25 protein-coding genes are annotated in these 26,647 nt (G+C 69.3%); 13 read left to right on the plus strand and 12 right to left on the minus strand.

Annotation, left to right across the window (positions count from 1 at the left end):
* Positions 1–2 precede the first annotated feature (2 nt).
* The 5 genes from ureC to ureG are packed head-to-tail and all read left to right on the plus strand — an operon-like array spanning position 3 to position 4,117.
* Entirely contained in the window at positions 3–1,730 is a 1,728-nt protein-coding gene (gene ureC, locus ACYQPG_RS25335) for an urease subunit alpha (RefSeq protein WP_461231977.1), read from the plus strand.
* A 33-nt stretch (positions 1,731–1,763) separates the two neighbouring features.
* A complete protein-coding gene (locus ACYQPG_RS25340) occupies positions 1,764–2,243 on the plus strand; it encodes a DUF29 domain-containing protein (protein WP_419830536.1) in 480 nt (159 codons plus the stop codon).
* A 34-nt stretch (positions 2,244–2,277) separates the two neighbouring features.
* On the plus strand, positions 2,278–2,814 hold the full coding sequence (locus tag ACYQPG_RS25345) for an urease accessory protein UreE (protein ID WP_461232506.1): 537 nt from the start codon (positions 2,278–2,280) through the stop codon (positions 2,812–2,814).
* Positions 2,801–3,490: an urease accessory protein UreF gene (locus ACYQPG_RS25350; RefSeq protein WP_419831083.1), complete on the plus strand. Its 690-nt coding sequence runs from the start codon at positions 2,801–2,803 to the stop codon at positions 3,488–3,490. Before ACYQPG_RS25345 ends, ACYQPG_RS25350 begins: the two co-directional genes overlap by 14 nt.
* Before the next feature lie 9 nt (positions 3,491–3,499).
* Complete coding sequence (ureG, locus tag ACYQPG_RS25355; protein ID WP_461231978.1) at positions 3,500–4,117, plus strand: urease accessory protein UreG; 618 nt, start codon at positions 3,500–3,502, stop codon at positions 4,115–4,117.
* A gap of 20 nt (positions 4,118–4,137) precedes the next feature.
* Here the strand turns inward: ureG and ACYQPG_RS25360 are convergent, their stop codons facing one another.
* The 5 genes from ACYQPG_RS25360 to ACYQPG_RS25380 all read right to left on the minus strand — a co-directional run bounded on the left by ACYQPG_RS25360 (position 4,138) and on the right by ACYQPG_RS25380 (position 7,982).
* Entirely contained in the window at positions 4,138–4,362 is a 225-nt protein-coding gene (locus ACYQPG_RS25360; RefSeq protein WP_147906883.1) for a hypothetical protein, read from the minus strand.
* Positions 4,363–4,495: 133 nt separating this feature from the next.
* Positions 4,496–5,269: an ABC transporter permease gene (locus tag ACYQPG_RS25365; protein WP_419830538.1), complete on the minus strand. Its 774-nt coding sequence runs from the start codon at positions 5,267–5,269 to the stop codon at positions 4,496–4,498.
* Positions 5,266–6,183, minus strand: a complete 918-nt coding sequence (locus ACYQPG_RS25370; RefSeq protein WP_419830539.1) for an ABC transporter permease — start codon at positions 6,181–6,183, stop codon at positions 5,266–5,268. Before ACYQPG_RS25370 ends, ACYQPG_RS25365 begins: the two co-directional genes overlap by 4 nt.
* A gap of 52 nt (positions 6,184–6,235) precedes the next feature.
* The gene (locus ACYQPG_RS25375) at positions 6,236–7,291 is read right to left on the minus strand and encodes an ABC transporter ATP-binding protein (RefSeq protein ID WP_419830540.1); all 1,056 of its coding nucleotides are present in this window, start codon (positions 7,289–7,291) and stop codon (positions 6,236–6,238) included.
* A 4-nt stretch (positions 7,292–7,295) separates the two neighbouring features.
* A complete protein-coding gene (locus ACYQPG_RS25380) occupies positions 7,296–7,982 on the minus strand; it encodes a Crp/Fnr family transcriptional regulator (protein ID WP_147857045.1) in 687 nt (228 codons plus the stop codon).
* A 246-nt stretch (positions 7,983–8,228) separates the two neighbouring features.
* Between ACYQPG_RS25380 and lpxC the strand changes: the two genes are divergently transcribed.
* Positions 8,229–9,140: a UDP-3-O-acyl-N-acetylglucosamine deacetylase gene (gene lpxC / locus ACYQPG_RS25385; RefSeq protein ID WP_461231979.1), complete on the plus strand. Its 912-nt coding sequence runs from the start codon at positions 8,229–8,231 to the stop codon at positions 9,138–9,140.
* Positions 9,141–9,149: 9 nt separating this feature from the next.
* Here lpxC and ACYQPG_RS25390 read toward each other — a convergent pair whose 3' ends face one another.
* Positions 9,150–10,217, minus strand: a complete 1,068-nt coding sequence (locus tag ACYQPG_RS25390; protein WP_147937509.1) for an HD-GYP domain-containing protein — start codon at positions 10,215–10,217, stop codon at positions 9,150–9,152.
* A 319-nt stretch (positions 10,218–10,536) separates the two neighbouring features.
* On the opposite strand from ACYQPG_RS25390, the gene ACYQPG_RS25395 reads away from it, so the two are divergent.
* Positions 10,537–12,402 carry an ABC-F family ATP-binding cassette domain-containing protein gene (locus ACYQPG_RS25395; protein WP_147937510.1) on the plus strand — a complete coding sequence of 622 codons (1,866 nt, stop codon included), beginning with the start codon at positions 10,537–10,539 and terminating at the stop codon, positions 12,400–12,402.
* Positions 12,403–13,082: 680 nt separating this feature from the next.
* On the opposite strand, the gene ACYQPG_RS25400 is transcribed toward ACYQPG_RS25395, so the two are convergent.
* Together ACYQPG_RS25400 and ACYQPG_RS25405 are read right to left on the minus strand one after the other, a co-directional pair.
* Positions 13,083–13,703: a hypothetical protein gene (locus ACYQPG_RS25400; protein ID WP_461231980.1), complete on the minus strand. Its 621-nt coding sequence runs from the start codon at positions 13,701–13,703 to the stop codon at positions 13,083–13,085.
* Positions 13,704–14,443: 740 nt separating this feature from the next.
* Complete coding sequence (locus ACYQPG_RS25405) at positions 14,444–15,775, minus strand: MFS transporter (protein WP_461231981.1); 1,332 nt, start codon at positions 15,773–15,775, stop codon at positions 14,444–14,446.
* A 194-nt stretch (positions 15,776–15,969) separates the two neighbouring features.
* Here ACYQPG_RS25405 and ACYQPG_RS25410 point away from each other — a divergent pair, with 194 nt between their 5' ends.
* Positions 15,970–17,034, plus strand: a complete 1,065-nt coding sequence (locus tag ACYQPG_RS25410) for a WcbI family polysaccharide biosynthesis putative acetyltransferase (protein WP_147906892.1) — start codon at positions 15,970–15,972, stop codon at positions 17,032–17,034.
* A 75-nt stretch (positions 17,035–17,109) separates the two neighbouring features.
* On the plus strand, positions 17,110–18,144 hold the full coding sequence (locus tag ACYQPG_RS25415) for an alpha/beta fold hydrolase (RefSeq protein WP_461231982.1): 1,035 nt from the start codon (positions 17,110–17,112) through the stop codon (positions 18,142–18,144).
* 56 nt (positions 18,145–18,200) lie between these two features.
* Here ACYQPG_RS25415 and ACYQPG_RS25420 read toward each other — a convergent pair whose 3' ends face one another.
* Positions 18,201–19,169, minus strand: coding sequence for an alginate O-acetyltransferase AlgX-related protein (locus tag ACYQPG_RS25420; protein ID WP_419830546.1), 969 nt, complete (start codon positions 19,167–19,169; stop codon positions 18,201–18,203).
* Positions 19,170–19,380: 211 nt separating this feature from the next.
* On the opposite strand from ACYQPG_RS25420, the gene ACYQPG_RS25425 reads away from it, so the two are divergent.
* Genes ACYQPG_RS25425 through ACYQPG_RS25440 form a run of 4 tightly spaced genes read left to right on the plus strand, consistent with a single transcriptional unit; the run spans position 19,381 to position 23,430 of the window.
* A complete protein-coding gene (locus ACYQPG_RS25425) occupies positions 19,381–19,818 on the plus strand; it encodes a GlcG/HbpS family heme-binding protein (protein WP_147906894.1) in 438 nt (145 codons plus the stop codon).
* 2 nt (positions 19,819–19,820) lie between these two features.
* Positions 19,821–21,410, plus strand: a complete 1,590-nt coding sequence (locus tag ACYQPG_RS25430) for a peptide ABC transporter substrate-binding protein (protein WP_419830547.1) — start codon at positions 19,821–19,823, stop codon at positions 21,408–21,410.
* Positions 21,407–22,330, plus strand: a complete 924-nt coding sequence (locus ACYQPG_RS25435; RefSeq protein WP_461231983.1) for an ABC transporter permease — start codon at positions 21,407–21,409, stop codon at positions 22,328–22,330. The genes ACYQPG_RS25430 and ACYQPG_RS25435 overlap by 4 nt, the downstream gene beginning before the upstream one ends.
* Positions 22,327–23,430 (plus strand): ABC transporter permease, encoded by a 1,104-nt coding sequence (locus ACYQPG_RS25440; protein ID WP_419830549.1) that lies wholly within the window; start codon positions 22,327–22,329, stop codon positions 23,428–23,430. The genes ACYQPG_RS25435 and ACYQPG_RS25440 overlap by 4 nt, the downstream gene beginning before the upstream one ends.
* A gap of 2 nt (positions 23,431–23,432) precedes the next feature.
* Here the strand turns inward: ACYQPG_RS25440 and ACYQPG_RS25445 are convergent, their stop codons facing one another.
* The 3 genes from ACYQPG_RS25445 to ACYQPG_RS25455 are packed head-to-tail and all read right to left on the minus strand — an operon-like array spanning position 23,433 to position 26,580.
* Entirely contained in the window at positions 23,433–24,389 is a 957-nt protein-coding gene (locus tag ACYQPG_RS25445; protein WP_461231984.1) for a D-2-hydroxyacid dehydrogenase family protein, read from the minus strand.
* Entirely contained in the window at positions 24,374–24,922 is a 549-nt protein-coding gene (locus tag ACYQPG_RS25450; protein ID WP_461232507.1) for an NADPH-dependent FMN reductase, read from the minus strand. The genes ACYQPG_RS25445 and ACYQPG_RS25450 overlap by 16 nt, the downstream gene beginning before the upstream one ends.
* A 38-nt stretch (positions 24,923–24,960) precedes the next feature.
* Positions 24,961–26,580 carry a dihydroxyacetone kinase subunit DhaK gene (locus ACYQPG_RS25455; RefSeq protein ID WP_147937516.1) on the minus strand — a complete coding sequence of 540 codons (1,620 nt, stop codon included), beginning with the start codon at positions 26,578–26,580 and terminating at the stop codon, positions 24,961–24,963.
* Positions 26,581–26,647: the final 67 nt, after the last annotated feature.

Below are 26,647 nucleotides of genomic sequence, written 5' to 3' on the forward strand. Positions count from 1 at the left end.
CCATGGCCAGCATGCCCAAACCCGCCGCCCTCCCCCGGGCCGCCTACGCCGACATGTTCGGCCCGACCACGGGCGACCGCATCCGGCTGGCCGATACGTCCCTCGAGATCACGGTCGAGCGCGATTTCACCACCTACGGCGAGGAGGTGAAGTTCGGCGGCGGTAAGGTGATCCGCGACGGGATGGGCCAGAGCCAGGTCACCAACGCGGCGGGCGCCGTCGATACGGTGATCACCAACGCGGTTGTGCTGGACCATTGGGGCATCGTGAAATGCGATGTCGGCATCGTGCGCGGCCGTATCTTCAAGCTCGGCAAGGCCGGCAACCCCGACGTGCAGCCCGGCATCGACATCATCGTCGGGCCCGGCACGGAGGTGATCGCCGGCGAGGGCAAGATCCTCACGGCCGGCGGGTTCGACAGCCACATCCACTTCATCTGCCCGCAGCAAATCGAAGAGGCCCTGTGCTCGGGGGTGACCACGATGCTGGGCGGGGGTACCGGGCCGGCGCACGGGACCTTCGCCACCACCTGCACGCCGGGGCCCTGGCACATCGCCCGGATGATCGAGGCGGCCGACAGCTTCCCGATGAACCTGGCGTTCGCGGGCAAGGGCAACGCCTCGCGGCCGGAGAGCCTCGTCGAGATGGTCCGGGCGGGGGCCTGCGCGCTGAAGCTCCATGAGGATTGGGGCACGACCCCGGCGGCGATCGACACCTGCCTATCGGTGGCGGACGCCCACGACATCCAGGTCATGATCCACACCGACACGCTCAACGAGTCGGGCTTCGTGGAGGACACGATCGCGGCGTTCAAGGGCCGCACGATCCACGCGTTCCACACCGAGGGGGCGGGCGGGGGACACGCGCCCGACATCATCAAGGTCGCGGGGCTGCCCAACGTGCTGCCGTCCTCGACCAACCCGACGCGGCCCTACACCCGCAACACCATCGACGAGCATCTCGACATGCTCATGGTCTGCCACCACCTCGACCCGTCGATCCCGGAGGACCTCGCCTTCGCCGAGAGCCGGATCCGGCGCGAGACGATCGCGGCCGAGGACATCCTGCACGATATCGGCGCGCTCTCGATGATGTCGTCGGACAGCCAGGCCATGGGCCGGGTCGGCGAGGTCGTGATCCGCACCTGGCAGACCGCCGACAAGATGAAGCGCCAGCGCGGCGCACTCGCGGGGGACGCCTCTGGCACCGATAACTTACGCGCGCGGCGCTACGTCGCGAAATATACGATCAACCCGGCGATCGCGCACGGCGTCTCGAAGCATATCGGCTCGGTGGAGCCCGGCAAGCTCGCCGACCTCGTGCTGTGGACACCCGCCTTCTTCGGCGTGAAACCCGATCTCGTGCTGAAGGGCGGCAGCATCGCGGCCGCCCCGATGGGCGACCCGAACGCCTCGATCCCGACGCCCCAGCCGGTGCATTACCGCCCGATGTTCGGGGCCTACGGCCGGGTGCCCTACGCGACCGCGCTGACCTTCGTGTCCCGGGCGGCGGTGGAGGATGGCTTGCGGGAGCGGCTCGGGGTGCAGAAGCAGCTGGTCGCCGTGGAGAACGTCCGCGGCGGCATCTCCAAGAAGAGCATGGTGCTCAACGATGCCACGCCAATGATCGAGGTCGATCCCGAGACCTACGACGTGCGGGCCGACGGCGAACTCCTGGTCTGCGAGCCCGCCGAGGTGCTGCCGATGGCGCAGCGCTACTTCCTGTTCTGAGTTATCGTGGCGCGAACGAACAGGAGGCCGGACATGGCGAAGGCCGCGCTGAAGACGCCCGAATCGGATCTCTATGAAACCGATCTCTGTCTCTGGACCGAGCACCAGTCGGCGCTGCTTCGGGCCGGTCGAGTGTCGGAGATCGATAGGCTGAACCTTGCCGAGGAGATCGAGAGCTTGGGCGGGTCGCAGAAATCCGAGATCCGCAGCCGTCTCGCCGTGCTTCTTCTCCACCTGCTGAAATGGGAGTTTCAGCCGGAAAAGCGGAAATACGGTTGGCGCACCACCATCGTGGGGCAAAGGATCCGGATCGACGGTCTGGTGGATACGAGTCCGAGCCTGCGATCCTGGCCCGAGCGTGTGATGCAGAGCGCTTATCGCATCGCCACGCTTGGCGCGTCCAGCGAAACGCGCCTGCCGGAGAAGACGTTTCCGAAGATCTGCCCGTACTCGGTCGAGCAGATCCTCGATCTCGCCTTCTATCCGGGCATTCCTGAAGACGATGTCGTATGACGACGCCGAGATCAAACGAGAAACCGTCCCAAGAATGATCCGCGCCACCCGAATCCTCCGCCGCGAGCACCTGTCCGGGGGCGAGATCGTCGACCGGGTGGTCCTCGATTCCGGCGCGCGCCATCGCCGCCGCGTCGGCATGCGGGGAGAAGGGGGCATGCGGTTTCTGCTCGACCTGCCGGAGGCGGTCGTGCTGGACGACGGCGATGCCCTCGTGCTCGAGGATGGCCGCCTGATCTGGGTCGAGGCCGCGCCCGAGTGCCTGCTGGAAATCCGCGCCGCCAGCGAGCACGCCCTGAGGCGGCTGATCTGGCACATCGGCAACCGGCATATCCCGGCCGAGATTGGGGCCGACGCCGTGTGGATCGCCGACGATCATGTGCTCGCCGACATGATCCGGGGGCTCGGCGGGACCGCCGAACCCGTGGAGCGCCCGTTCCGGCCGGAGGGAGGAGCCTATTCCGGTGGGCAAGCGCACAGCCATGCGCACGGTAATGGGCAAGCGCACGACCATGGGGGTGCGCACGGCGACGGGCACGGCCCGCACCATCACCCAAATGCCGATGGCTGAGACGCTGGAGGCGCTCCGGCTGATGGCGTGGCTGTCGCCCGGCTATCCGGTCGGGGCCTACGCGTATTCGCACGGCCTGGAATGGGCCGCCGAGACCGGCGACGTGCATGACGAGCCGAGCCTCGCCGTGTGGCTCGCGGACGTGTGCGCGCACGGCGCCCTGCGCAACGACCTGATCCTCGCGGCCCACGCCCAACGGGCGGCCGGCGCCGCCGAACCGGACGGGATCGCCGCGATCAACGATCTCGCCCTGGCCCTGGCACCGTCGCGCGAGTTGCACCTGGAGACGAGCCAGCAGGGTCGCAGCTTCCTCGACGCGACTTTGGGCGCCTGGTCCTGCGAACGGCTCTCGGCGTTGGCCGGACGTCTTCCGGGACCGGTCGCCTATCCCGTCGCGGTCGGCGCGGCCGCGGGGGCGCACGGCATGGCGCTGCCGCCGATGCTCGCGGCCTACGCCCTCGCCTTCGTCCAGAACCTCGTGTCGGCGGCCTTGCGTGCGGCCCCGGTCGGTCAGGCCGCCGGCACGCGGGTGGTCGCGGCGCTCGCGCCCCTCCTGGTCCGGCTCGCGGAGGCGGCGCACGACGCGGATCTCGACGCGATCGGGTCTGCCACCATCCGGCTCGATCTCGGCTCGTTCCGGCACGAGACCCAGTATTCCCGCATCTTCCGATCCTGAGAACGCAGCATGACCTCCTCGAACGGCCCACTCCGCGTCGGCATCGGCGGCCCCGTGGGCTCGGGCAAGACCGCGCTGATGGAGCAGCTCTGCAAGCGCTTCCGCGACCGCTACGAGATCTGCGCGATCACCAACGACATCTACACCAAGGAGGATGCCCGGATCCTGACCGTGGTCGGGGCGCTGCCGGAGGAGCGGATCCTGGGCGTCGAGACCGGCGGCTGCCCGCATACGGCGATCCGCGAGGATGCCTCGATCAACCTCGCCGCGGTCGCCGAGATGAGTCGGCGTTTCCCGAAGCTCGACCTGGTGCTGATCGAGTCCGGCGGCGACAACCTCGCGGCGACGTTCTCACCGGAACTCGCCGACATCACGCTCTATGTGATCGACGTGGCCGGCGGGGAGAAGATTCCCCGCAAGGGCGGTCCCGGCATCACCCGGTCGGACCTGCTGATCGTCAACAAGACCGATCTCGCGCCGCTGGTCGGCGCCGACCTGTCGGTAATGGAGGCCGACACGAAGCGGATGCGCGGCGCCCGCCCCTACGTGTTCGCATCCCTGCGCGGTGGCGATGGGGCGGATGCCGTCGCGCGCTTCATCGAGGAGACCGGCGGCCTCGGCCGTTAGCCCTTCCGACGTTGCGCGTACTAGCGCCCGGCCTCCGCCGAGCGCGAGCGTGGGGCCGCCCGGGGCGACAGGCCCATCAGGGAATCGAGGCGGCTCATCCGGGCGTCGAAATCCTTCAGCGCAGCTTGGCGCGCCTTGACGGCGGGGCTGGCCGACGGCTGCACCTGCGCGCGGATCGGTCGGGCCTGCGCTGCCGGTGCCAAGAGGACAGCGGCCAGGGAGATCGTTGTCAGCGCACGGATCATGACGGTAGTCCCTTGGGGAACGGCCGCATCAGCAGCCAACTCCCTAAGATCGTACGGTTCACGGTCGCGCGCCTGCGTGCGCGGTCGCACGTCGCGCGCGCCTGGGTCGGTCCGGCGCGGGATGACCCGGCGCTCAGGCGCGCGTGCGTCTCACGGTCAGCCAGGAGGCCAGCAGGACGAACGCGCTGACCAGTACGACGAGGAGCGTCGAGGCGGCATTGATCTCGGGATTCACCCCCAGCCGGACCTGGCCGTACAGCCGCATCGGCAGCGTAGTCGAGCCCGGGCCCGACACGAAGCTCGCGATCACGAGGTCGTCGAGCGAGAGCGTGAAGGCGAGCAACGCGCCGGCCAGCACGGCGGGCGCGAGCAGCGGCAGCGTGATCGTGAGGAACACCCGCGACGGACTCGCGCCGAGATCGGCAGCCGCCTCTTCGAGCCCACGGTCGAGGCCGCGCAACCGCGCCGCCACCACGACGGCGACGAAGCCGGTGCAGAAGGTCGCGTGCGCGATCACGATGGTGGCGATGCCTCGGTCGACGCCGATGCCGATGAACATCAGCAGGAGCGACAGGCCGATCATCACCTCCGGCATCACCATCGGCCCGAAGATCAGACCGGTGAACAGCGCCCGCCCGCGGAAGCGGCCGTGGCGTTCGAGGGCCAAGGCCGCGAGGGTCCCCAGGATGGTCGCGATCACGCTCGTGAGCAGCGCGACCCGAAGGGAGACCCACGCCGCCGCCATCAGCGGCGCATCCGCCAGGAGCGCGCCGTACCAGCGCATCGAGAATCCACCCCAGACCGTCACCAGGTTCGAGGCGTTGAACGAGTAGGCGATCAGCACCAGGATCGGCGCGTACAGGAACATGAGCCCGATCGTCAGCGCCGTGCGGGTCACCCAGGTCACGGACGGCCCTCCCCGCCGGTGCGCAGGCTGTCGCGGAACAGCACCACGGGAACGATGACGATGGCGAGGATCAGCACCGCCACGGCCGACGCGAGCGGCCAGTCGCGGTTCGAGAAGAACTCGCTCCACAGCACCCGACCGAGCATCAGGGTCTCCGAGCCGCCCAGGAGATCCGGAATTACGAACTCGCCGACCATCGGGATGAAGCAGAGCCCGGCCCCGGCCGCGATCCCCGGCAGGCTGAGCGGCAGCGTCACCGACCAGAACACCCGGGCCGGCGACGCGCCGAGGTCCGCCGCCGCCTCGCGCAGCGCGGGATCGAGCCGATTCATCACCGCGTAGAGCGGCAGCACCATGAACGGCAGGTAGGCGTAGACGAGACCGATCAGAATGGCGGCATCGGTGTTCAGGATGATCAGCGGCTCGGAGACCAGGCCAAGGCGAAGCAGGATCAGGTTCAGCAGCCCCTCGGGCTTGAGGATCGCGATCCAGGCGTAGATCCGGATCAAAAAACTCGTCCAGAACGGCACCACCACCAGGGCGACGAGGAGGGGCTGCCAGCGCGCGGGCGCCCGGGCCAGCGCGTAGGCGAGCGGCGTGCCGAGGGCGACGAGGATTACGCTGGACGCCGCGGCGTAGGTGAGCGAGCCGAGGGCGGCATCGCGGTAGAGCGGGTCGGCGGCGAGCGTGGCGTAATTGTCGAGGTTCAGGGCTTCGAGGAAGGACGACCAGCCTTCGATACCGCCCTGCCAATCGAAGACCGGCAGGTAGGGCGGGATCGCGGTGGCCGGCTCCGACAGGCTGATCTTGAGGGTGATGGCGACGGGCAGCAGGAAGAACGCCGACAGCCACAGCAGCGGCGGCAGGCGCACGAGCCGGTCGAACAGACGCTTTCCGGACCCCTTCACCCTCAAGGCCGCCGCTCCCGGGTCGCGGCCGTGCGGGCCCGGTTCGTCGCAGCGCGGATCATGCCGGCAGGATCACCGCGTCGCGGGGGGCGAACCCCGCGCGGGTGTCGGCGCCCAGGGTTTCGGTGTGCCCACCCGGCCTGCCGCTCGACCGAAGCAGGGTGCCATCGGGGAGGCGCAGGGTGCGCCGCAGGCGGTCGCCGAGAAAGAGCGCGTCGGCGATCGTCACCGGTAGGCCCTCGGCGCCGAGGATGAGGTCTTCCGGGCGCACCGCGATGACGACCGAGGCGCCCTCGGGCAGCAAAGTCGCTGCGGCGCGGACCGGCCCGTGGGCGGTCTCCACCGTGCGGGTGTCGCCGGGCTCGGCGGGTCCCAGCCGGCCGGGGATGAGATTCACGTCGCCGAGCAGGCCCGCCACGAAGCGGCTGGCCGGGCGGCGGTACAACTCGGCCGGGGTCCCGACCTGGGCGAGCCGGCCATGCTCCATGACGCCCACGCGGTCGGAGAGCATCATCGCTTCCTCGGGATCGTGGGTCACCACCACGAAGGCGGTGCCGAGGCGGCGCTGCACGGCGCGCAGCTCGGCCTGGGTCTCCTCGCGCAGGCCCCGGTCGAGGGCGCCGAGGGGCTCGTCCAGGAGCAGCAGCTTCGGCTCGCGGGCGAGCGCCCGGGCGAGCGCAACCCGCTGGCGCTGCCCGCCCGACAGCGTATCCGGGCGGCGATCCCCGAAGCCGTCGAGGCGCACGAGACGCAGCAGCTCCGTGACGCGAGCCGTGGCGGCGGCCCGGCCTAGCCCCTTCAGTCCGTAGCCGACATTGCCGGCCACGCTCATGTGCGGGAACAGCGCGTAGGACTGGAACATCATGTTCACCGGCCGCCGGTGCGGAGGCAGCGCCGTGAGGTCCTGCTCGCCGAGGCGGACATGGCCGGAACTCGGGATCTCGAAGCCCGCGATCATGCGCAGGAGGGTGCTCTTCCCGCATCCGGACGGCCCGAGCAGGCAGAAGAACTCCCCGGGCTCAAGCGCGAGGTTCACCGCATCGACGGCGAGGTGGCTGCCGAAGCGCTTGGTGAGATCCTCCAGCCGCAGGCGCAGCGCCGGTGCGTCGGCCAAAGCGTCAGGAATCCTCGCGCAGCGCCTCGGCCACGCGCGCTTCGAGGAGATCGGGCCGTCGCAGCACAAGGGCGCCGCGGGTGCGGTCGACGAGGCCCTCGGCCGCCATCGCGGTGAACTCTCGGGTGACCTGCTCGCGGCGGCAGCCGATCCGGGCGGCCAGCACGTGGTGGTAGGGCGGCGGCGACACGACCCGCTCGCCGGAGGTGCCCGACCGCGGGACCGAGAGGCGCAGCAGCTCGGCGTAGAGCCGGTGCTTCAGGTCCAGGAGCGCGTGCTCCATCAGCCGGGTGTTGAGTTCGCGCACGCGCTTGGCCAGCAGCCGGAACAGCCGGTCGGCGATTGCCTCGGAGGCGAACACCATCTGGCGGAACACCGCGGCTGGCACCACGCAGACCTCGCCGCGGGTCAGCGCCGTGACGTTGGCCGAGCGGCCGATCCCGTCGATGGCGGCGAGTTCGCCGAAGAAGGCCCCGCCGCGCATCTCGCCGAGGATCACCTCCTTGCCGGACTGGGTCCGGTTCAGGATGCGGACCTCGCCCGTGGCGATGAAGTAGACGTCCGTAGAGATGTCGTCGAAATCGACCAGAACCTCGTTCTCGTCGAAGCGGCGCCAGTGGCAGCGGGTCTCGAACGGACCGAGCTCGATGCCCGGATCCTTGAAGAAGGGTATCGTCCCCAACCGCGCCATCGATCCTGTCCCTTCGGCCCCAGCCTCCGTCCCTGTCCTGACGGGTGCCGACCAGCAACTGTGGGGACGGAAGCAGCCCGCATCTTGGAGCGGCGCGCCGACCCGGCCGCGCGCCAGCGATGAGGCGAAATCGATGGTGACGGTCACGCGCGGGCCGGTCAAGCCGCGCTTGGCTGAACAGGAGTTTATTAGCGGGAATCGGTGGAGAGGGATAATTTCCCGCGCCTCGGCGCCAGACGATTCGCAATGCACCAGACGTTCGACATCGCCCATTCCTTCGCCGGACCGTTCAGCCCGATCGTCCGGCTGCAGGCGACATTGACCGATGCGTTCGAGCGCTCCGGGCACAGCTTGCATTCCGGCCGCCATGCGACGGTTCGCGTCTGCCCGGCGCCTGCAGGACATGGCATCGTCTTCCGCCGCCACCTGAACACGGGGGAGGCCGTCGATGTGCCGGCCCTGTGGCAGTTCCGGGAATCGCAGCCGCTCTCTTCGGCGATCCGGCGGGACGGGGTGCTCGTGCGTACGATCGAGCACCTGATGGCTTCCCTGCACGCCCTCAGGATCGACAACGTGCTGGTCGAGATCGACGCCGACGAACTGCCGATCTTCGACGGGAGCGCGACGCCCTGGTGCGCGGCGATCCGGGACGTGGGCCGGACCGAGCAGCCCGCCCCCTGCCGGGTGCTGCGGATGCGCCGGACGGTCACGGTCGAAGACGGACGGCGCCTGATCCAGATCGGGCCGGGCCCGGGATTGCACGTCACCGGCCACGTCTCGCTCGCCCATTTCGGCTCGCTCGACTGGTCCGGCGCCATCACGCCGGAACGCTTCGTGCAGGAGATCGCGCCCGCGCGCAGCTTCGGCCGGTACGTTCGCGCCATGGCAGGGCGCGCCTACGGCTACGCCGTCGGCGAGGATTTCCTGCAGGGCGTCTCGGCCCGCTCTGCGGCACTCCTCTGGCGGGGGCGCGTCATCGGCGGGATGCGCGTTCCGGAGGAGCCGGTGCGCCACCGGATCCTGGACCTGATCGGCGACCTGATGTTGGCGGGGCACCCGGTGGAGGGCCATGTCTCGGCGTTCCACACCGGCCACGAGTTGAACCAAGCGCTGGTCCGGGCACTGATGCGCGAGCGCACGGCCTGGGAGCTGGTCTGACGGCGCGCCTCAGGCCGAGGCGCGCAAGGTCGTCTGGTCGCACGCGACCACCACCTGGCGGAACGCGCGCAGCAGGTCCGCATCGAGCTTGGGGCCCAACGTCCCCAGGATCGCGTAGGCCTCCCGGATCGGCTTCGGCGCCTTGTAGGGGCGGGCCTCGATCAACGCCGCGAAGATATCGCAGATCGTGATCAGGCGGACGAGATCGGGGATCTCCTGCGCCCGAAGCCCGTCCGGGTAGCCGGAGCCGTCGAGATATTCGTGATGCGAGCGGACCACGGCCAGCGTCCCGGCATCGTAGCCGCCATCCGCCAGCATGTCGTAGCCAATGGCCGGATGCCGATCCATCTCCAGCCGTTCCGCCGCATTGAGCGGGGCGGGCTTGTTCAGGATCGAGAGGGGGATCCGCGCCTTGCCGATATCGTGCAGCAGCGCGCCCTTGGTCAGGTGATGTGTATCCGTTTCGTTGAGGCCCAGGCTCTGCGCGAAGGCCGCGGCCAGGCCGGCGACCGTCAGGCAGTGCCGATGGGTCACGTCGTCGAAACCGGCCACCACGTTCAGCCAGTCGCGGACCTTCGCCTCACGGATCGCCCGGACGATGACGGTGGTGCCGGCATCGACGATGGCAGCCGCAGGCGTCGTGTCAGCCCGGAAGATCGCCCGGAAGGCGGACCGCGCCTCGTCGGCGCAGCGACGCAGCGCGACGCCGTCATCGGGGCCGCGTCCGGCCGAGCTCAAAGCCGCGACGGCGGTGGCCAGCAAGGCGTTGGCCGCGGAGGCCGGGAGGATCCGCGTGGCCCCGAGGGCGGTCGCCTGGATCTCGCCGCGCCCGAGATTGCCGTGGATCAGCGCGAGGAACGGCGTCGCCTTATCACGCGCGACGGCCAGCGTCCGGCGCAGGCGAAGCACGGCGTCGGAGGTCAGCGCGCTGACATCGCTGATCACCAGGTCCGCCCCCCGGGGCGGCTCCGCATCGCCGTACAGATCGTGGAGAACAAGGCTCGGACCGCCGCCCAGATTGCGCGCCAGGCGCTCGCCGCGGCCGAGATCATCAGTCAGGATCACGGTGCGACCCAAAACACCTCTCCCATCACGGCGCCCAACTGGCGCACACCCCGGTCGACCAGCATCCGACGCCAGGCCCCGGGCCCGCGACGGTATTACCGCCTAAAAACATACATTGATCGGTTCGAACGACGGATGCTGCACAGTCACCGAAGAGATTTCGCACAATCATCGGAGAGTCATGCGATTCCGTTAAAGCGGCTTCTACGGATTTCGCGATCGCTCACGGCGATCGACGCTGGTGCCCTGCGTCGGCTCGCCTGCGCCGCCGGGGCGCGGCGGCACCGTCAGGGCGCTTGCCCTCCCGCGTCTAGACCGCCAGAACGCCGCCATGCTGCGCGTCCATGACCTCACCTACCGCATCGGCGATCGCCTGATCCTCGATTCCGCGAACTTCTCGATTCCCGAGGGCGCGCGCGTGGGTCTCGTCGGGCGCAACGGCGCCGGCAAGACCACGCTGTTCAAGGCGATCCTCGGCGACCTGCCGGTGGACGCGAAATCGGTTTCCCTGCCCAGGGGCATGCGCATCGGCGCGGTCGCCCAGGAGGCGCCGGCCGGCCCGGAGACGCTGCACGCGGTGGTGCTGGCCGCCGACACCGAGCGGGCCCAACTGATGGCGGAAGCCGAGCATGCCGACGGCCTGCGCCGGGCCGAGATCGAAACCCGCTTGGTCGATATCGGCGCGCATTCGGCGCCGGCACGCGCCGCCGCGATCCTGCATGGGCTCGGCTTCGACGCGGCCGCCCAGGCGCGGCCCTGCGCGGACTTCTCAGGCGGCTGGCGGATGCGCGTGGCGCTCGCCGCCGTCCTGTTCTCGGAACCCGACCTGCTGCTCCTCGACGAGCCGACCAACTACCTGGACATCGAGGGAACGCTCTGGCTCTACGACTACCTTGAGCGCTATCCGCGCACCGCGATCATCATCAGCCACGACCGCGACCTGCTGGACACCAGCGTCGACCACATCCTGCATCTCGACCGCGGCAAGCTGACGATCTACCGCGGCGGATACACCAGCTTCGCCAAGCAGCTCTCCGAGAAGCGCATGCTGCTCGCCAAGGCCAAGGTGAAGCAGGATGCCGAGCGCGCGCATCTGCAGAGCTTCATCGACCGGTTCAAGGCGAAGGCGACCAAGGCCCGGCAGGCACAATCCCGGGTGAAGCGGCTGGCCAAGATGGAGCCGATCGCCGCCCTGATCGAGGACGACGTGCCGGTGATCCACCTGCCGAGCCCGGAAAAGCCGCTCTCACCCCCGATCGTCTCCATGGAGCGGGTCAAGGCCGGTTACGGCGACCGCGTCGTGCTCAGCGGCCTCGACCTCAACCTCGCGCCCGACGACCGCGTGGCGCTGCTCGGCGCCAACGGCAACGGCAAGTCGACCTTCTGCAAGCTGATCGGCGGTCGGCTCGGGGCCATCGCCGGGGAGATGCGGCGGTCGTCCAAGATGGAGGTGGCGTATTTCGCGCAGCACCAGCTCGACGAGCTGCGCCCGGCCGAAAGCGCCTACGCGCATGTGCGGACATTGATGCCGGATGTGCCGGAGGCGAAGGTGCGCTCGGCCACCGCCCGGCTCGGCTTCGGCGCCAACAAGGCCGACACGCCGGTGGAAAAACTCTCCGGCGGCGAGAAGGCGCGGCTGTTGATGGGGCTCGCGGCCTTCCACGGTCCGCACCTGCTGATCCTTGACGAGCCGACCAACCACCTCGACATCGAGAGCCGCCAGGCCCTGGTCGAGGCGATCAACGACTACGAGGGCGCGGTCATTCTGGTGAGCCACGACCGCTTCCTGGTCGAGGCCTGCGCGGATCGCCTCTGGCTGGTGGCCGACGGCACCGTGAAGACCTTCGACGGCGACATGGACGATTACCGCCGGTTCGTCCTGTCCGGCCCGGAGCGTGAGGACACACGCGAGGTCGAGCCCGCGGGCGGCCAGAAGGCCGAGGCGCGCCGCGCCGGGGTGGAGCGCCGGGCGGCCCTCGCGCCGCTGCGCAAGCGGCTCGAAGGGATCGAGGCGCGGATGGCCAAGCTCACGGCAGCGATCCAGAAGATCGACGCCGCTCTCGAGGACGGCACGGCCTTCCGGGAGAACGCGGCCAAGGCGGGAGAGATCGCCAAGATGCGCTCGGACGCGGCGGACGCCCTCGCCGCCGCCGAGGAGGAGTGGCTGATGGTCAGCGAGGAGATCGAGGCGGCGTGAGCCCCTCGCTCCCCAACGTCTTTCAGGCCGACCACGAAAGTTCCGGTTTCAAAAGGGCTTCGATCTTTTGCGGGTTCAGTACGGAGCCCTGGCGGTGGGCTTGGCCCGATGCCCCAGGGGCTCCGCCCCCGAACCCCGCCAAAGGGCTTGCCCTTCGGGATCCCGTTCCTGAGCGCTTCAGACCGCAGCTTCGCGGGCGCGCTTCAGGATATTCGCGCCGCGATCGATCTCTGTATCCGACACCGTCAACGGTGGCACGATGCGGAGGACGCGGCCTCCTGAAGCAGGCCGCGCCCGCGTGGGTCGCCGATACAGGCGAAAAGCTGCTGCACCGTGTTCCGGATTGCCGCCCATGCCGACGATCGGCCTAAAGCGCTTGCCGCCGGAGTACAGGTCGGGTCGGCGTAAGCGAACGCGTTCGATCAAGGACTTAGAGCTGTTCCCGATCTCAGCGTGATCGGGAAATGCTCGAGGGATCCGCCTCGACGAACGCCACACGACGGCGCTGACCCAGCCGTTCGCGGCGCATCTACGGACCAACCTGTCGCTGCGATGACCGTGGCGGTTCCATGGGGGACCGCTGCGGTCTGATTCAGGTCAGACGGCCGAAACCGGATCGTTGGCGGAACGCAACGTCGGCAGCTGTTCGACCACGCAGCCACACGCCCAGGACAGCGGCTTCAGCGTGGCGAAAACCACTGATCCGTCACCTTCGGCCAGAGCGAAACGATCTTTTTGTTGTCGACATTGATCCAACGGACATCCGTACTGGGATGCTCGGCTTTGAAACTCTGGTAATGAACGTCGTTGCACATGAGGTAAAAACTGATTGCAGCCGTGATGCTGCTATCGATATGCGTGATACTGTAGATGTAAGCATCCCACTTCGCGGCATCTTCGGCTTGCCGGACTGCCTTGCTCTCGGCGATTGACCGATCCAGCGCGGTCGCCGTCGGGACAGCATCACCCGAACGCTGTGATCCGGTATCGACGTCGCTGCGCACCGTCGCCGCCGCGCGCGTATCGCCCGTGCGCTGCGGCTGAGGCGCGTTCTCCGGCCCATCCGTCTTCGTAGATTGCGCAAGCTGGGCCGTTGGTACGGTGGCGTCCGAAGCGGGTTGGCGTGCCCGGACCAGCGACAGGACCGCGTCGGCCGTGAGCGCGTAAGTCGTCCTCGGATCGAACGCCACCGGCTTCGCAAGTTGGTTTGCCATCACGGACGCGATCCGCTCCGGCTCATCGACCAGCTGCGGCCTCAGCGCGGCGCCAGAGGCAGACGCAACGGGGCTGACAGCGAACATCTTACGAACTCCATCTGTTAAGCTGGACACCGGCTGACAAAGGATGTTCTCAAAAACTCCATCCGGTTTCTGAAGTCTGAGCGCTTATCACTTCGGCGCGCTGCTCAGACGGCGCTTTACTTGACTTCGAACGGCTCGATTCCGTCCCAAGACTTCGATCGTCGTTGTCGCCTGGCTGGCGACGCTGCCAGCTTGTGGGCTGGCAGCGTCGTTTCTTGGCTTCAAGAATAATCTCGGACACCAATCAGACCTGACCTTTTGGGTCATATAGACTGTTAAGCGCGATCAAAATTTCAATCGATTGAGCGCTATAGACTTTGAATATCCGGGTGCGCGAGCAACTCGCGTAGACCTTCCGAAAGCGATCATCGCCGTGGAAGGGTACCGCTGAGGCGTCATGCCTCAGGCACAAGAATAAGAACGTGCGAGCATTGCCGTGTCAACAGGCGAGTCCGTTGTGCGGCCTGGGAAGGTATTTGCAGCAACGCCGCACCGATATTCTTTCCCGTCATACGATCATGCACCTCAGACGCGCTATAGATCGGCGGGTCGCGCAATATTGATCGTCTTGCAAAATTCAGGGCGCGTCCCGGCCTCGTGACGAGACCGCGGGCCGACACACGAATTTCACACCCGTGCCATCGATACGGCTACGCAGGCGGGCGAATCGACCGCGAAACGGTGTCATCCGCCCGCCGAAGTGCATCCGATAGCGAATCGATGCCGGCCGGTACGCCCGATCACGCCCGCGCCGGCGCAACGCCCCGCTGCCGGCCTCGGCCAAGAACCACGACCAGCAGGCAGCCCGTTCCCGACAGCACCACGAGGGGCAACAGGCCGAGCGGGTAGCTGCCGGTCGCATCCTTGATCACACCGAGCAGGTATGTGCCGATGAACCCGCCGATATTGCCGATCGCGTTGATCTGCGCGATGCCGGCCGCCGCCGCCCCGGCCGACAGCCATTCGGTGGAGAGCGCCCAGAACGGCCCCTTCACCATGTAGGTCGCCGTCACGGCGAGGCACAGGATCAGGATCGTCGGCACCAGCTGCGTGGTCGCGATCGAGGCGGCGAGGCTCAGCGCCAGCAGGCCCAACGGGATTGCCGTGTGCCAGACCCGCTCCCGCCGCCTGTCGGAGGACCGGCCCCACAGGATCATCAGCACCGAGGCGATGCCGAACGGGATCGAATTCAGCAGACCCGTCTCCAGGTTCGTCAGCCCGAACGACTTGATGATCTGCGGCTGCCAGAGCGACAGGCACTGGCTGGCCCCGGAGGCGCCCGCATAGATCAGCGAGGCGGCGAGCACGTAGCGGTTGCGCATCACCTGCCAGACCGAGAGATGCCGGGCCGGCGCCCCCTCGCCCGCAACCACGGAGGCGCGCTCGGCTGCCAGCCGATCCTGCAGCCATGCGCTCTGCTGCGGCGTGAGCCACCGCGCCGTGCCGGGTCCGTCGGGCAGGACCGCGAATGCGATGATCCCCAGCAGCACCGCCGGGATCGCCTCGAGGATGAACAGCCATTGCCAGCCGCGATAGCCCAGCATCCCGTCGGTGTTGAGGATCGAGGCCGAGATGGGTGAGCCGAGGAAGCTCGAGATCGGGATCGCCACCATGAACACGGCCACGATCCGCCCCCGATAGGCGCGGGGAAACCAGTAGGTGAGGTACAGGATCACCCCGGGAAAGAAGCCGGCCTCGGCGGCGCCCAGCAGCAGGCGGACCGCGTAGAACGAAGTGGGCCCGACGACGAACGCCATGGCCGCCGAAACCAGCCCCCAGGTGATCATGATCCGGGCGATCCAGATCCGGGCGCCGAACCGCTCCATGGCGAGGTTGCTCGGCACTTCGCACAGCACGTAGGACACGTAGAACAGGCCGCCGCCCAATCCGAACTGCGCCGCGGACAAGCCGATATCGTGGTTCATCTGCAGCGCCGCGAAGCCGGCATTCACCCGGTCCACGAACGCGATGAAGTAGGCGAGCATCAGGAACGGCAGGATCCGCCAGGTAATCTTGCGCAGGGTCGCCCGCTCGATATCCCAAACGGGTTCCGGCACGTTTGTCGGCGCCATCTTAATCCTCCCGGCTCTGTCGGCTCGGCTTGGATCAGGCACAGCCCCGCCACCAGTCCTGAGGCACGACAACTTCGCGCGACTGTCATAGTCTGCCCTCCGGTGTTGCTTGCCGGTTGCGATACGCGCCAATAACCGCCTCCGGGCCGTCGGTGCGGTTTGCCCACGGCCCGCGGACATGCGAGAGAAGCGGCATGTTGACGGTGGATAGCCTTTGGCGCGCGCGGCACCGGCTTGCGCAGATCGGGAAGAAGCGGACGGGCTCGCCTCGCATCCTTGTAGTCGGAGTCTGCCAGGCCGGCTCCATGGCCAAGGTGCTGCGTTTCCTGCTGCCCGACGCCCAGGTCGATTTCGTCTCGGCCTTCACGGTCACCCGGCGCTTCCCGAAGCTCGTGGACCTGATGGCGCATGCCGACGGCTACGATCACGTCTATTCCAGCATCTACCTGCCCCGGTTCAAGGACGGCGGCACGATCGACCGGTTTCGGACACACCCGAAGGTCCGGCTGATCCCCACCATCGTGTTCGGCGCCTACCATCCGGATCTGATCCATGTCGGCGTGCAGGATGCCGTCTCGCTCAACGGCCTGATCTCGGGGCCGATGGGGCATTCGCATTCGGCGATCACGCTCTACGCCTATCTGGCCGGCTTCTCGCAGGCGCAGGCGTTGCGCCTGTTTGCCGAGCCGGTCTTCGAGCGGCTGGGCTATTTCGATCTCTGGAACGAGTCGGTCGCCTATCTGCGTGGCCTCGGCGCCCAGGCGCAGTACGATCTCGATACGCACCTGACGCGGTGGGCGCGCCGCGGCTGCTTCATGCACTCGATCAACCACACCAAGCTCTACGTGGTTGCCGACCTCGCCCGCGGGCTGCTGACCAAATCCGGCGTCGCCTACCCCGAATGCGACCTGGACGCCTTCGTGCCCGACGACCTCGGGGGCCAGGGCAGTTGGCCCGTCTATCCCGAGATTGGCGCGCATTACGGCATTCCCGGCAGCGCGCTCTTCTTCAAGGCCGAGACGCGCCGCTCGGGCCCCGCCCGCACGATGACGCGGCCGGAATTCGTGGCGGCGGCCTACGCGAACTACGACAAGCGCCCGCGCGAGGCCCTGGTCTCGCGGCGCGTCCAGGACTGGCGCAACGATCCGGCGACGGTGGACTTCTTCCGCGAGGCGGCGGGCCGGGACATCAGCCCGATCCGCCCCTCCGGACGTTCCCCGGCGTTGGCGTCGAACAGCCTGGCCGGCCACGCATCCTGATACGACGGCACTGTCTCCCCCTTTCCCGGCGCTGGCACCGTCCGGGTCGGGGCCGACCGAGGTTCTGGAGCCCCGATGAGCCGGCAGCCTCGTAAGAAGACACGCGCCGGTCGCTTCGGGATCGCGGCCATCCTGACCGGTCTCGGCTCGGCCGCCGGGCTCGTCGGCTGGAGCCGGTTCGCCGTCGACCGCCACATGGACCTGCCGCCGGCCCTGCCCGGCCGGCACGAGATGCTCGCGACGGAGCGCGCCGGCGCGCTCTCGCTGTATGGGACGACCGACCGGGACGGCGTGCCGCTCCTGCTGATCCACTCCATCAACGCGGCCGCGAACGCCTACGAGGTCCGTCCGCTCTACCTGCATTACCGCCAGACCCGCCCGGTCTACGCCCTGGATCTGCCGGGCTTCGGATTCTCCGAGCGATCGCGCCGCCGCTACACGCCCCGCCTGATGGTGGAAGCGATCCGTGCGGCCGTGGCCGAGATCCGGCAACGGCATTCCGTTGGCGCCATCGACGCGATGGCATTGTCGTTGTCCTGCTCCTACCTCGCCCGCGCGGCTGTCGAGCGGCCGGAGGATTACCGCAGCCTCGGCCTGATCAGCCCCACCGGGTTCGATGCGCGACTCTCCGGCGACGGACCTCCGGACGGCCATCGGGGACGCGACCGACTGCGCGACCTGCTGGATCGGCCGCCCCTCGGCCGGCCCCTGTTCGATGCGCTGGCCTCCCGGCCGAGCATGCGCTTCTTCCTGCAGAAGACGTTCGGCTCGAAGGACATCGACGAGGGTCTGTTCGCGTATGATTACGCCTCGGCCCACCAGCCGGGTGCCGAGCACGCCCCGTATTGCTTCATCGCAGGCCACCTGTTCCCGACCGACACGACGCGTCTCTACGAGACGTTGCGCCATCCGGTCTGGATGGCCCACGGGCGGCGCGGCGACTTCGTCGATTACCGGCTGGCGCCGCGGGTCGCGGGCCGGCCGAACTGGCGCGTCCTCACCCTGCCGACCGGCGCCTTCCCGCATTTCGAGCGGCCGGACGACATGATCGCCGACTTCGACACCTTCCTGGAGAACCTTACCTGGGCGCCGGCATCGCCCCCGGCGTGATGCGATCGCGTCGCCTGCGGGGCTGGCGGGATACGCGTCGGGCGGCGTTCTGCACGTCAGCGCAGGCGCAGAAGGGTGCGCAGCCGGTCGAGCACGGTGGGATTCAACTCGCGCCGGACCCGCCGCTCCGCGAACGCGTCGACTGAAAAACGGTCGGTCGGCACGCGCCGGAGGAAGCGCTCGGCGATCTCGTAGACCACGAGGTCGGGCTTCACGGCGGCGACGTAGGCCCAGTCGATCTCGGCGGACCAGATCGCGTGAACCTCGCGAAAGCTCTCGGCCAGCATCGCGGTGAGGCGCGGCCCCTGATCGAACACGTAGGAATCGCCGAACAGCACGATCCGCCGCGGATCGGCGGCCTCGGGATTACGCATCACCGCGCGCGATCCGACGAAGAAGCCGCCCCGGCCGGCGACCCGTCCGGTCTCGCGCAGATGCACCAGGGCGTTGGCCTCGCTGCGCTGGGCCCGCTGGGGGAATTCGTGGGCGAAATAGGCCTCGTCCACCGGCGGCTTGAGCTTGCCGCCGAGATCGAACACGAAGCGCGCGGGTTGGCCGGTGGCGTCGAGCACGTGCGGCGCCGGCGCGACCGCGAGCGCTTCGCACAGCGCCCGGTAGGCCGCGATGTAGCCGCGATGGTTCCAGTGCGTATCGGTGCGGAGATAGACCGGTTCCTCGGCGCGCGCCGCCCGCAGGGGCTCGTAGAGATCGACCAGGTCCGCCCGCGTCTGCGTCGCCAGGAGCCGGCCGAGCCGCGCGCCGGGCGGATCGGCCAGGCCCGGGAACGGCCGGTCGAGCGTGTCGGCATGGATAGCGATCTTCTCGGGCACGATCGCGTGGACGTAGGTTGCGCCCAGGGACTCGGCCCGACGGACGCGGCCGACGACCAGCCGCACCCATCGGCGCAGCAAGCGGCGTGTCGCCGGGGAGTCGGTGTACAGATCCACCAACTCGTTCGCGCGGCCGACCCAGAACAGCCAGCCGTCCCGCCCAACCGCGATACCGCGCGCGCCTGCCTGAGACAAAGTTAGGCCATCCTCCAAGAGCGCCTGCCGGCACGCCGACACATGCCGCCCGACGGCGCCGGAAACAAGCGGAAACACCTGGGCCGTTCAGGAGACAAGGCGTCGAGCGCGCCGGCTGAGACGACCAGGCTGGCGTTGTGGTGGACCGGTCCCCGATCGATCCGGTAAGGATCGGACTGCCGCCCCGAGCGGCGACAGCCCTTGGATTCCGATGATCGACCTGACGCTCGAGGCCGCCCGCAGCATCGTGGATACCGCCCTGCGCGAAGCCCGGACCCGTGGGCTGAAACCGATGGCGGTGGTGGTGTACGATGACCGGGGCGCGCTCAAATCGGTGTCTGTCGAGGACGGCACGTCGCTGCGCCGGGCCGAGATCGCCTGTGGGAAGGCCAACGGCGCCCTGGCGCTGGGGCTCGGATCCCGGGCGATCCATGCGCGGGCCGAGGCGCAGCCCTATTTCGTCGCCGCCGTGAGCCACGTCGCCGGCCCGGCCGCGCTCGTCCCGGTGCCGGGCGGCGTGCTGATCCGCTCCCGCGAGGGGCGGCTGCTCGGCGCGGTGGGCATCTCGGGCGACACGTCCGACAACGACGAAATCTGCGCGGTGGCGGCGATCGAAGCCGCCGGCCTGGTGCCCGAGACCGGCGCCTGAGGATGGCGATCCGCCGGCGTACGTGGCTGGCCGGTGCTGCCGCCCTCGCGGTCGCACTGCCCGCCCGCGCCGGCGATCCCGGCCTCTACCGCCGCGGCAACGACGCCGATCCCGAGACCCTCGATCCGCACCGCTCGTCCACGGTGGCGGAGGCGCACATCCTGCGCGACCTGTTCGACGGCCTCCTGACCTACGACAATCACGGGGCCATCATCCCGGGCGCCGCCCGATCCTGGACCGTCTCGGATGACGGCCTCATCTTACACTTCGAGCTGCGTCCGGACGGACGATGGTCGAACGGCGACCCCGTCACCGCGGACGATTTCGTCTATGCGTTCCGCCGCATCCTGGCGCCGCCCACGGGGGCGAAATACGCCGAGATCCTGTTTCCGATCCGCGGGGCGGCGGCGGTGAACCGCGGCGATGCAGCCGGCGACACCCTCGGGGTCGCGGCGGAAGGGCCTCTCCGGCTCAGGATCGCCCTCGAACAGCCGACGCCGTATGTCCTCGAGCTCCTGACCCATCAGACCGCCCTGCCGGTGCATCGCGCGTCGATCGAGCGCTACGGCGATGCGTTCACCCGCCCGGGCAACTTCGTGACCAACGGCCCCTACCGGCTGGTCGACCGGGTGCCGGGCGGGGCGATCACCCTCGAGGTCAATCCGCACCATCCCGAAGCCCGCGCGATCGCGATCCGGCGCGTCGCCTTCCTGCCGACGCCGGACTTGTCGAGCGCGGTGCGCCGCTACACGGCGGGGGAACTCGACTCGCTGTCCCAGCTCCCGGCCGACCAGATCGCCGACCTGCGCCGCCGCTTCGGCGCCCAGGTGGTCCTCGGTCCGTCGCTCGGGCTCGAAGCCCTGGTGGTCAACACCCACAAGGCGCCGTTCTCGGACCGGCGGGTCCGCCAGGCGCTGTCGCTGCTCATCGACCGGGAATATCTCGCCGACGGGCTCTACGGCGGCACCATGAGCCCCGCCTATTCCCTGTGCCCGCCGGGCATCGACAATTATCGGACGCCGCCCGAGACCGCGGGGCGCCTGGGCCTGCCGATCGACCACGAGGCGCAGGCGCGCCGCCTGCTCGACGAGGCCGGCTTCGGGCCGGGGCGGCCGCTCACCGTGGAGTACCGGTTCAACGTCAGCGACAACAACCGCAACACCGCGGTGGCGGTGGCCGAGATGTGGCGCGACCTCGGGATCGAGACACGGTTTGTCTACACCGACGCCAAGACGCATTTCGCGTATCTGCGCGACGGCGGCAGCTTCGACGTCGCCCGCTATTCTTGGATTGCCGACTATTCCGATCCGCAGAATTTCCTGTTTCTGCTCCAGAGCGGCAACGATGGGTTGAACGCCGGCCGCTGGTCGGACGCGGCCTACGACGCGCTCCTGACCAGCGCGGCCGCCGAACGCGACCTCGCCCGCCGGGCCGAGCTGCTCTGCGATGCCGAGTCCATCGCGCTGCGCGAGCTCCCCTGGATCCCGCTGATGCATTATCGCTCGAAGGCGCTGATCGCACCGCGGCTGCACGGGTACGTCCCGAACCTGCGCAACGCCGCACCGACCCGCTTCATGAGGCTCGACGCGTGATCCGCTTCATCCTGCGCCGCCTCGCGCAGTCGGTGCCGACGCTGTTCGCGGTGGTGGCCGTGAGCTTCTTCCTGATGCGGCTGGCGCCCGGAGGGCCGTTCGACCTCGAGCGTCCGCTGGCGCCGGCCGCCATGGACAACCTGCGGCGGGTCTACGGCCTGGACCGGCGGCTGATCGTGCAGTTCGGCGGGTACCTGGCGGCCCTGGCGCGGGGCGATCTCGGCCCGTCCTTCTCGTTCCGCGACCAAAGCGTGCGCGACCTGATCGCCCGGGGGCTGCCGATCTCGGCGACCCTCGGAGCCCTGGCCCTGTCGCTTGCGACCTGCCTGGGGATCGGGCTCGGAACCGTGGCGGCGCTCCGGCGCGGCGGCGCGCTGGACCGGCTGCTCGGCCTCGGCGCGGCGCTGTCGCTGTCGCTGCCGAGCTTCGTGGTGGCGCCGCTCCTGCAGATCTTGTTCGGGCTGACCTTGCGCTGGCTGCCGCTGAGCGGCTGGGAGGGCGGCGCGCCGAGCCACCTGATCCTGCCGGTGGTGACCCTCGCGCTGCCGCAGGTGGGCGCGCTGGCACGCCTGACCCGCGCCTCGCTCGGCGAGGTGCTGCGCACCCAACCGGTGCGGACCATGCGAAGCCTCGGCCTGCCGCCCGTTCGCATCACCCGGCATGCGCTGCGCGGGGCGCTCCTGCCGGTGGTCGCCTACCTGGCCCCGCTGGCGGCGGCCCTGCTCACCGGATCCGTGGTGGTCGAGACCATCTTCGGCCTGCCCGGCATCGGCCGCTACTTCGTGGAGGGGGCACTCAACCGCGATTACACGCTGGTGATGGGCACTGTCCTGGTGGTCGCGGTGCTGGTCATCGCCCTGAACCTGATCGCCGACCTCGCCTGTGCCTGGCTCGATCCGCGCCTGCGGCGGTTGGCATGAGCACCGGGGGAATCACCACCGGGCCTGCGGCGCGCACGCTGCTCCGGCTCGGCCGCGAACGGGTGGCGATGGCCGCCCTAGCCGTGCTCGTCCTGATCGCGCTGGCCTGCCTGTTCGGCCCGGCGCTGACCGGGCACGATCCGGTACGGGCCTATCCGGACCTGCGCCAGCTTCCGGCCGGCCTGAGGGCGCAGCCGGATTCCGAGCATCTGCGCCCGGCCCTCGAACGCCTCGCCTTCCGGATGCGGTCCCGCCTCGACGACGTGGCCCGCGACGGTGACACAGTACGCCTGACGCTGGGTTCGGAGGCCGCATTCGACCGGCGCAGCCTCGTCTACCTGCCGCGCTCCGACATGTTCGGCGAGCCGCGGGTCGTCGACGGATCCCCGGATGGGACGCGACTGGTCGTACAGGTGCCGGTGCGGCGCCTGTACTTCCCCCTCGGCACCGATGTGCATGGCCGCGACCTGCTCACCCGCTGCCTCGTCGCCGGCCGGGTCTCCCTCTTGATCGGGCTCACCGCCACCCTGGTCGCGCTGCTCATCGGCGTCGGCTACGGCGCGACCGCCGGCTTCGTCGGCGGCGCCGTCGACGCCGTGATGATGCGACTGGTGGACGTGCTCTACGCCTTGCCGTTCGTGTTCTTCGTCATCCTCCTGCTGGTGTTCTTCCGGGCGAGCCTGACGCTGATGCTGGTGGCCATCGGCGCGGTGGAATGGCTCGACATGGCCCGGATCGTCCGGGCGCAGACCCTGTCGCTGCGCGAGCGCGACTTCGTCCGCGCCGCCCGCGCCCTCGGCCTCGGCACGCCCCGGATCATCCTGCGCCACATCGTGCCGAACACGTTCGGCCCGGTAGCCGTGGCGGCGACCCTGCTGGTGCCGCAGGTGATCCTGCTTGAGAGCTTCCTGTCGTTCCTCGGGCTGGGCGTTCAGGAGCCGCAGACGAGCTGGGGCGTGCTGATCGCCGAGGGCGCCCGGGCGATCGAGTCGGCCCCCCACATGCTGGCCGGTCCGGCCGCCTTCCTGATCGCCACCCTGGTCGCCTTGACGCTCCTGGGCGACGGCCTGGCCGACGCCGTCGACCCGCGCAGCGATTGACGTCAGCCCAGCAGCCGGATCGGCGAACCGGCGAGCCACGCCTCGATATCCTCCAAGGCCTGGGTGAAGAACGTCCGGTAGTTGTTGCGCGTGACGTAGCCGACATGAGGCAGCGCCAGGACGTTCGGCAGGTGCCGGAACGGACTGTCGGCCGGCAGCGGCTCGGTCTCGAAGACGTCGAGTCCAGCTCCCGCGATCCACCTCTCCTCCAAGGCCCGGACCAGGGCGGCCTGATCGACGATCGGCGCGCGCGACGTGTTCACCAGCAGGGCGCCCGGTCGCATCCGGCGCAGCTCTTCCCCGCCCAGAAGGCCGCGTGTGCGCTCGCCGAGCACCAGATGGATGCTGACGACGTCGCTTGCCTCGAGCAGGGCGTCCTTGGACTGCGCACGCTCCACCCCGGCGGCTGCGGCCCGGGCATCGTCGAGGTTCGGGCTCCAGGCGATCACCCGCATGCCGAAGGCGCGGCCGATCTCGGCGACGCGCACACCGATCTTGCCTAGCCCCAGGATACCGAGCGTCGCCCCGGCCAGATCGGTCCCGATCGTGCTCTGCCAAGGACCACCGTCCCGAAGATTCCGGCTCTCGACCGCAAGGTGGCGGGCGAGGCCCAGGATCAGCGCCCAGGTCAGCTCGGTCGGCGGCGTGGGGCTCGATTCCGTGCCGCAGACCGTGATGCCCCGCGACCGCGCCGCCGCGACATCGATCGCGAGGTTGCGCATGCCGCTGGTGACCAGCAGCTTCAGGCAGGGCAGACGCTCCAGCAGATCCGCCGGAAACGGCGTGCGTTCGCGCATGATCACCAGGATCTCGGCCTGGTCGATCCTGGCCACGAGGGCGTCCCGATCCGCGATGTGCTCGGTGACCGGCGCGACCGCGACCCGGTCGGACAGGCGCGCCCAATCGGCGAGGCCGAGCGCCGCGTTCTGATAGTCGTCGAGGATCAGGCAGGTTCGCACGGAGCACACTCTCGGCAGAAGGTCGCAAACGTCTCGAGAAAGTTCTCTGCCGACAACCGGTTGGCTGGCACGCCGACGATATGCGCGATGCGCTCCGGAGTCTCGTTGAGCAGCGGCAGACGCAAGAAAAGATCGGTGTTGAACTGCGTGCTGACCGTCGCGAGCACGGTGCGCAGAGCCTGCAGCATGTCGTCGCCCCGGTGAGACGCATGCACGAGCGCGATGGGCTTATCGATCACAAACGATGTTGATATCAGCCAATCGATGGCATTCTTCAGTCCACCGGGAATAGACCGGACATATTCTGGACTCGCGATGATCATGCCCTGGCAGTCGCGCACGCTTTGCAGGAATTCCTGTGCCGCGAGTGGAGTGAGCGAACCTTCTAAATCCGGCGAGAAAATGGGGAGGCTGCCGACACGGTCGTAGACGGAGATGCGAATACGCTCCGGTGCGATGGCTTGCAGTGCCCTCAACAGCGCGGTGTTCGTCGAACTATGGCGCGTGCTTCCAGACAGCGCGAGAAGCCTCACATCCAACTGACGGCCCGACGCAGACGATACTTCGGACATCAACGCGCCGCCGCCAACGCCTCAAACGCCATCGCAACCCCGGCCGCTCCCGGATCCTCGACACCAGCGAGATCCGCCGCCGCGAGGTAGCTTGACCGACCGGTGGCGGCGCGGTCCATCCGGGCCGTGGCGGCGGCGCCCGCGCGGGCGGCAGCGGCGGCGGCGTCGAGGCCGTCCGATTTCAGGGCTTCGAGCGCGGGGATCAGGGCGTCCAGCAGGGTCCGATCGCCCGGGCCGGCACCGCCGTAGCCCCTGACCCGGGCCACGCCGTCTTCCAACGCGTCGGGCCAGGACGCACCGTCGGTGAGCGCGGACGCGGCGGCGGCGAAGAAGATCGAGGCCAGCACGCCGCTCGAACCGCCGACCGCGCGGCCGATCCGCTCCGCCAGCGCGCGGCACAGGGCTGCCGGGTCGGCCTGCGGCAGCCGGTCGATGTCCGCTTCCACCGCCCGCGCCGCGCCGGCGAAGGTGGTGCCGGTGTCCCCGTCGCCGACCTTCGCGTCCAGGGCGTTGAGCGCGCCCTCCGAGGCGATGAGCGCCCGCGTGACGGCGGCGAGCCGCGCGGCCACCGCGGGATCGCGCGACGGCGCGAAGGCTTCGCCCGCGAGCTCTGCGGGAAGCGGGCGCAGGACCGGCGGCGCGATCCGCACCGCACCGGGCCAGGCCGGCACGGGGACCGGCGCCAGCAACGCCGCCTCGATCGCGTCGTCGAGTGGCAGGATCGACACCGATGCCCCGTGCATGTCGAGCGCAGTCATCAGCGGCGCCGGCCCGAGCAGCAGGCGCACCCGCCGGCCGAGATCGGTGGCCAGCACCGCCTGGGTCAGGACCTGCATCTCCAGGGCCGTGGCCGAGCCGAGATTGTTCATGAGGAGCGCCAGCGGCCCGGTCGCGGAGAAGCGCTCGGTCATCAGACGGGCCAGATCGCCGGCGCCGGGCAGCGCGATGCGCTCCACCCCCGGCTCGCCATGGATGCCGAGCCCGAGTTCCGCCTGCCCCTCCACGAAGCGCTCGCTCCGGGGCGAACCGGGAATGGTCGCGGTCGAGACCGCGATCCCCAGGGATTGCGCCGAATCCGCCACCCGGCGGGCGAGCGCCGCGACGGCCTCCAGCGGGGCGCCCGCCTGCGCCGCGTGTCCCGCGACCTTGTGCACGAACAGGGTGCCGGCCACGCCGCGCGGCTGCTTGGCCGCCGGGAGCGCAATGTCGTCGGACACGACGACGGTCTCGACCTTGCGGCCGAGGGCCCGGGCCCGTTCGGCCGCGAGGCCGAAATTCAGCCGGTCGCCCGCGTAGTTCTTGATGATCAGCAGGCACCCGGCCGGCCCGGTCACCGCCAGGATCCCGGCGAGGACCGCATCGACGCTCGGCGAGGCGAAGACGTCGCCGCACACGGCGGCACTCAGCATGCCGGCTCCGACGAACCCGGCATGGGCCGGCTCGTGCCCGGAGCCGCCGCCCGAGATCACCGCGACCTTGTCCGCATCCAGGTCGGCGCGCAGCACGACGCGGATGTCGGGGTCGCCGTCCAGCCGCGCCAGGCGGCCGCCGCTGGCCGCTAGGAGCCCCGCTATGGCGTCGCCGACCAGGGTGGCGCGAGCCTCGATGAAGTGGGCCATGGCGTGACCTTCCGCGATCTCGGTCCGCAGCTCTCACAGTGCGGCGGCGGGGCGGAGTGTCTGAGCA

This window comes from Methylobacterium sp. CM6246, from assembly GCF_054818005.1.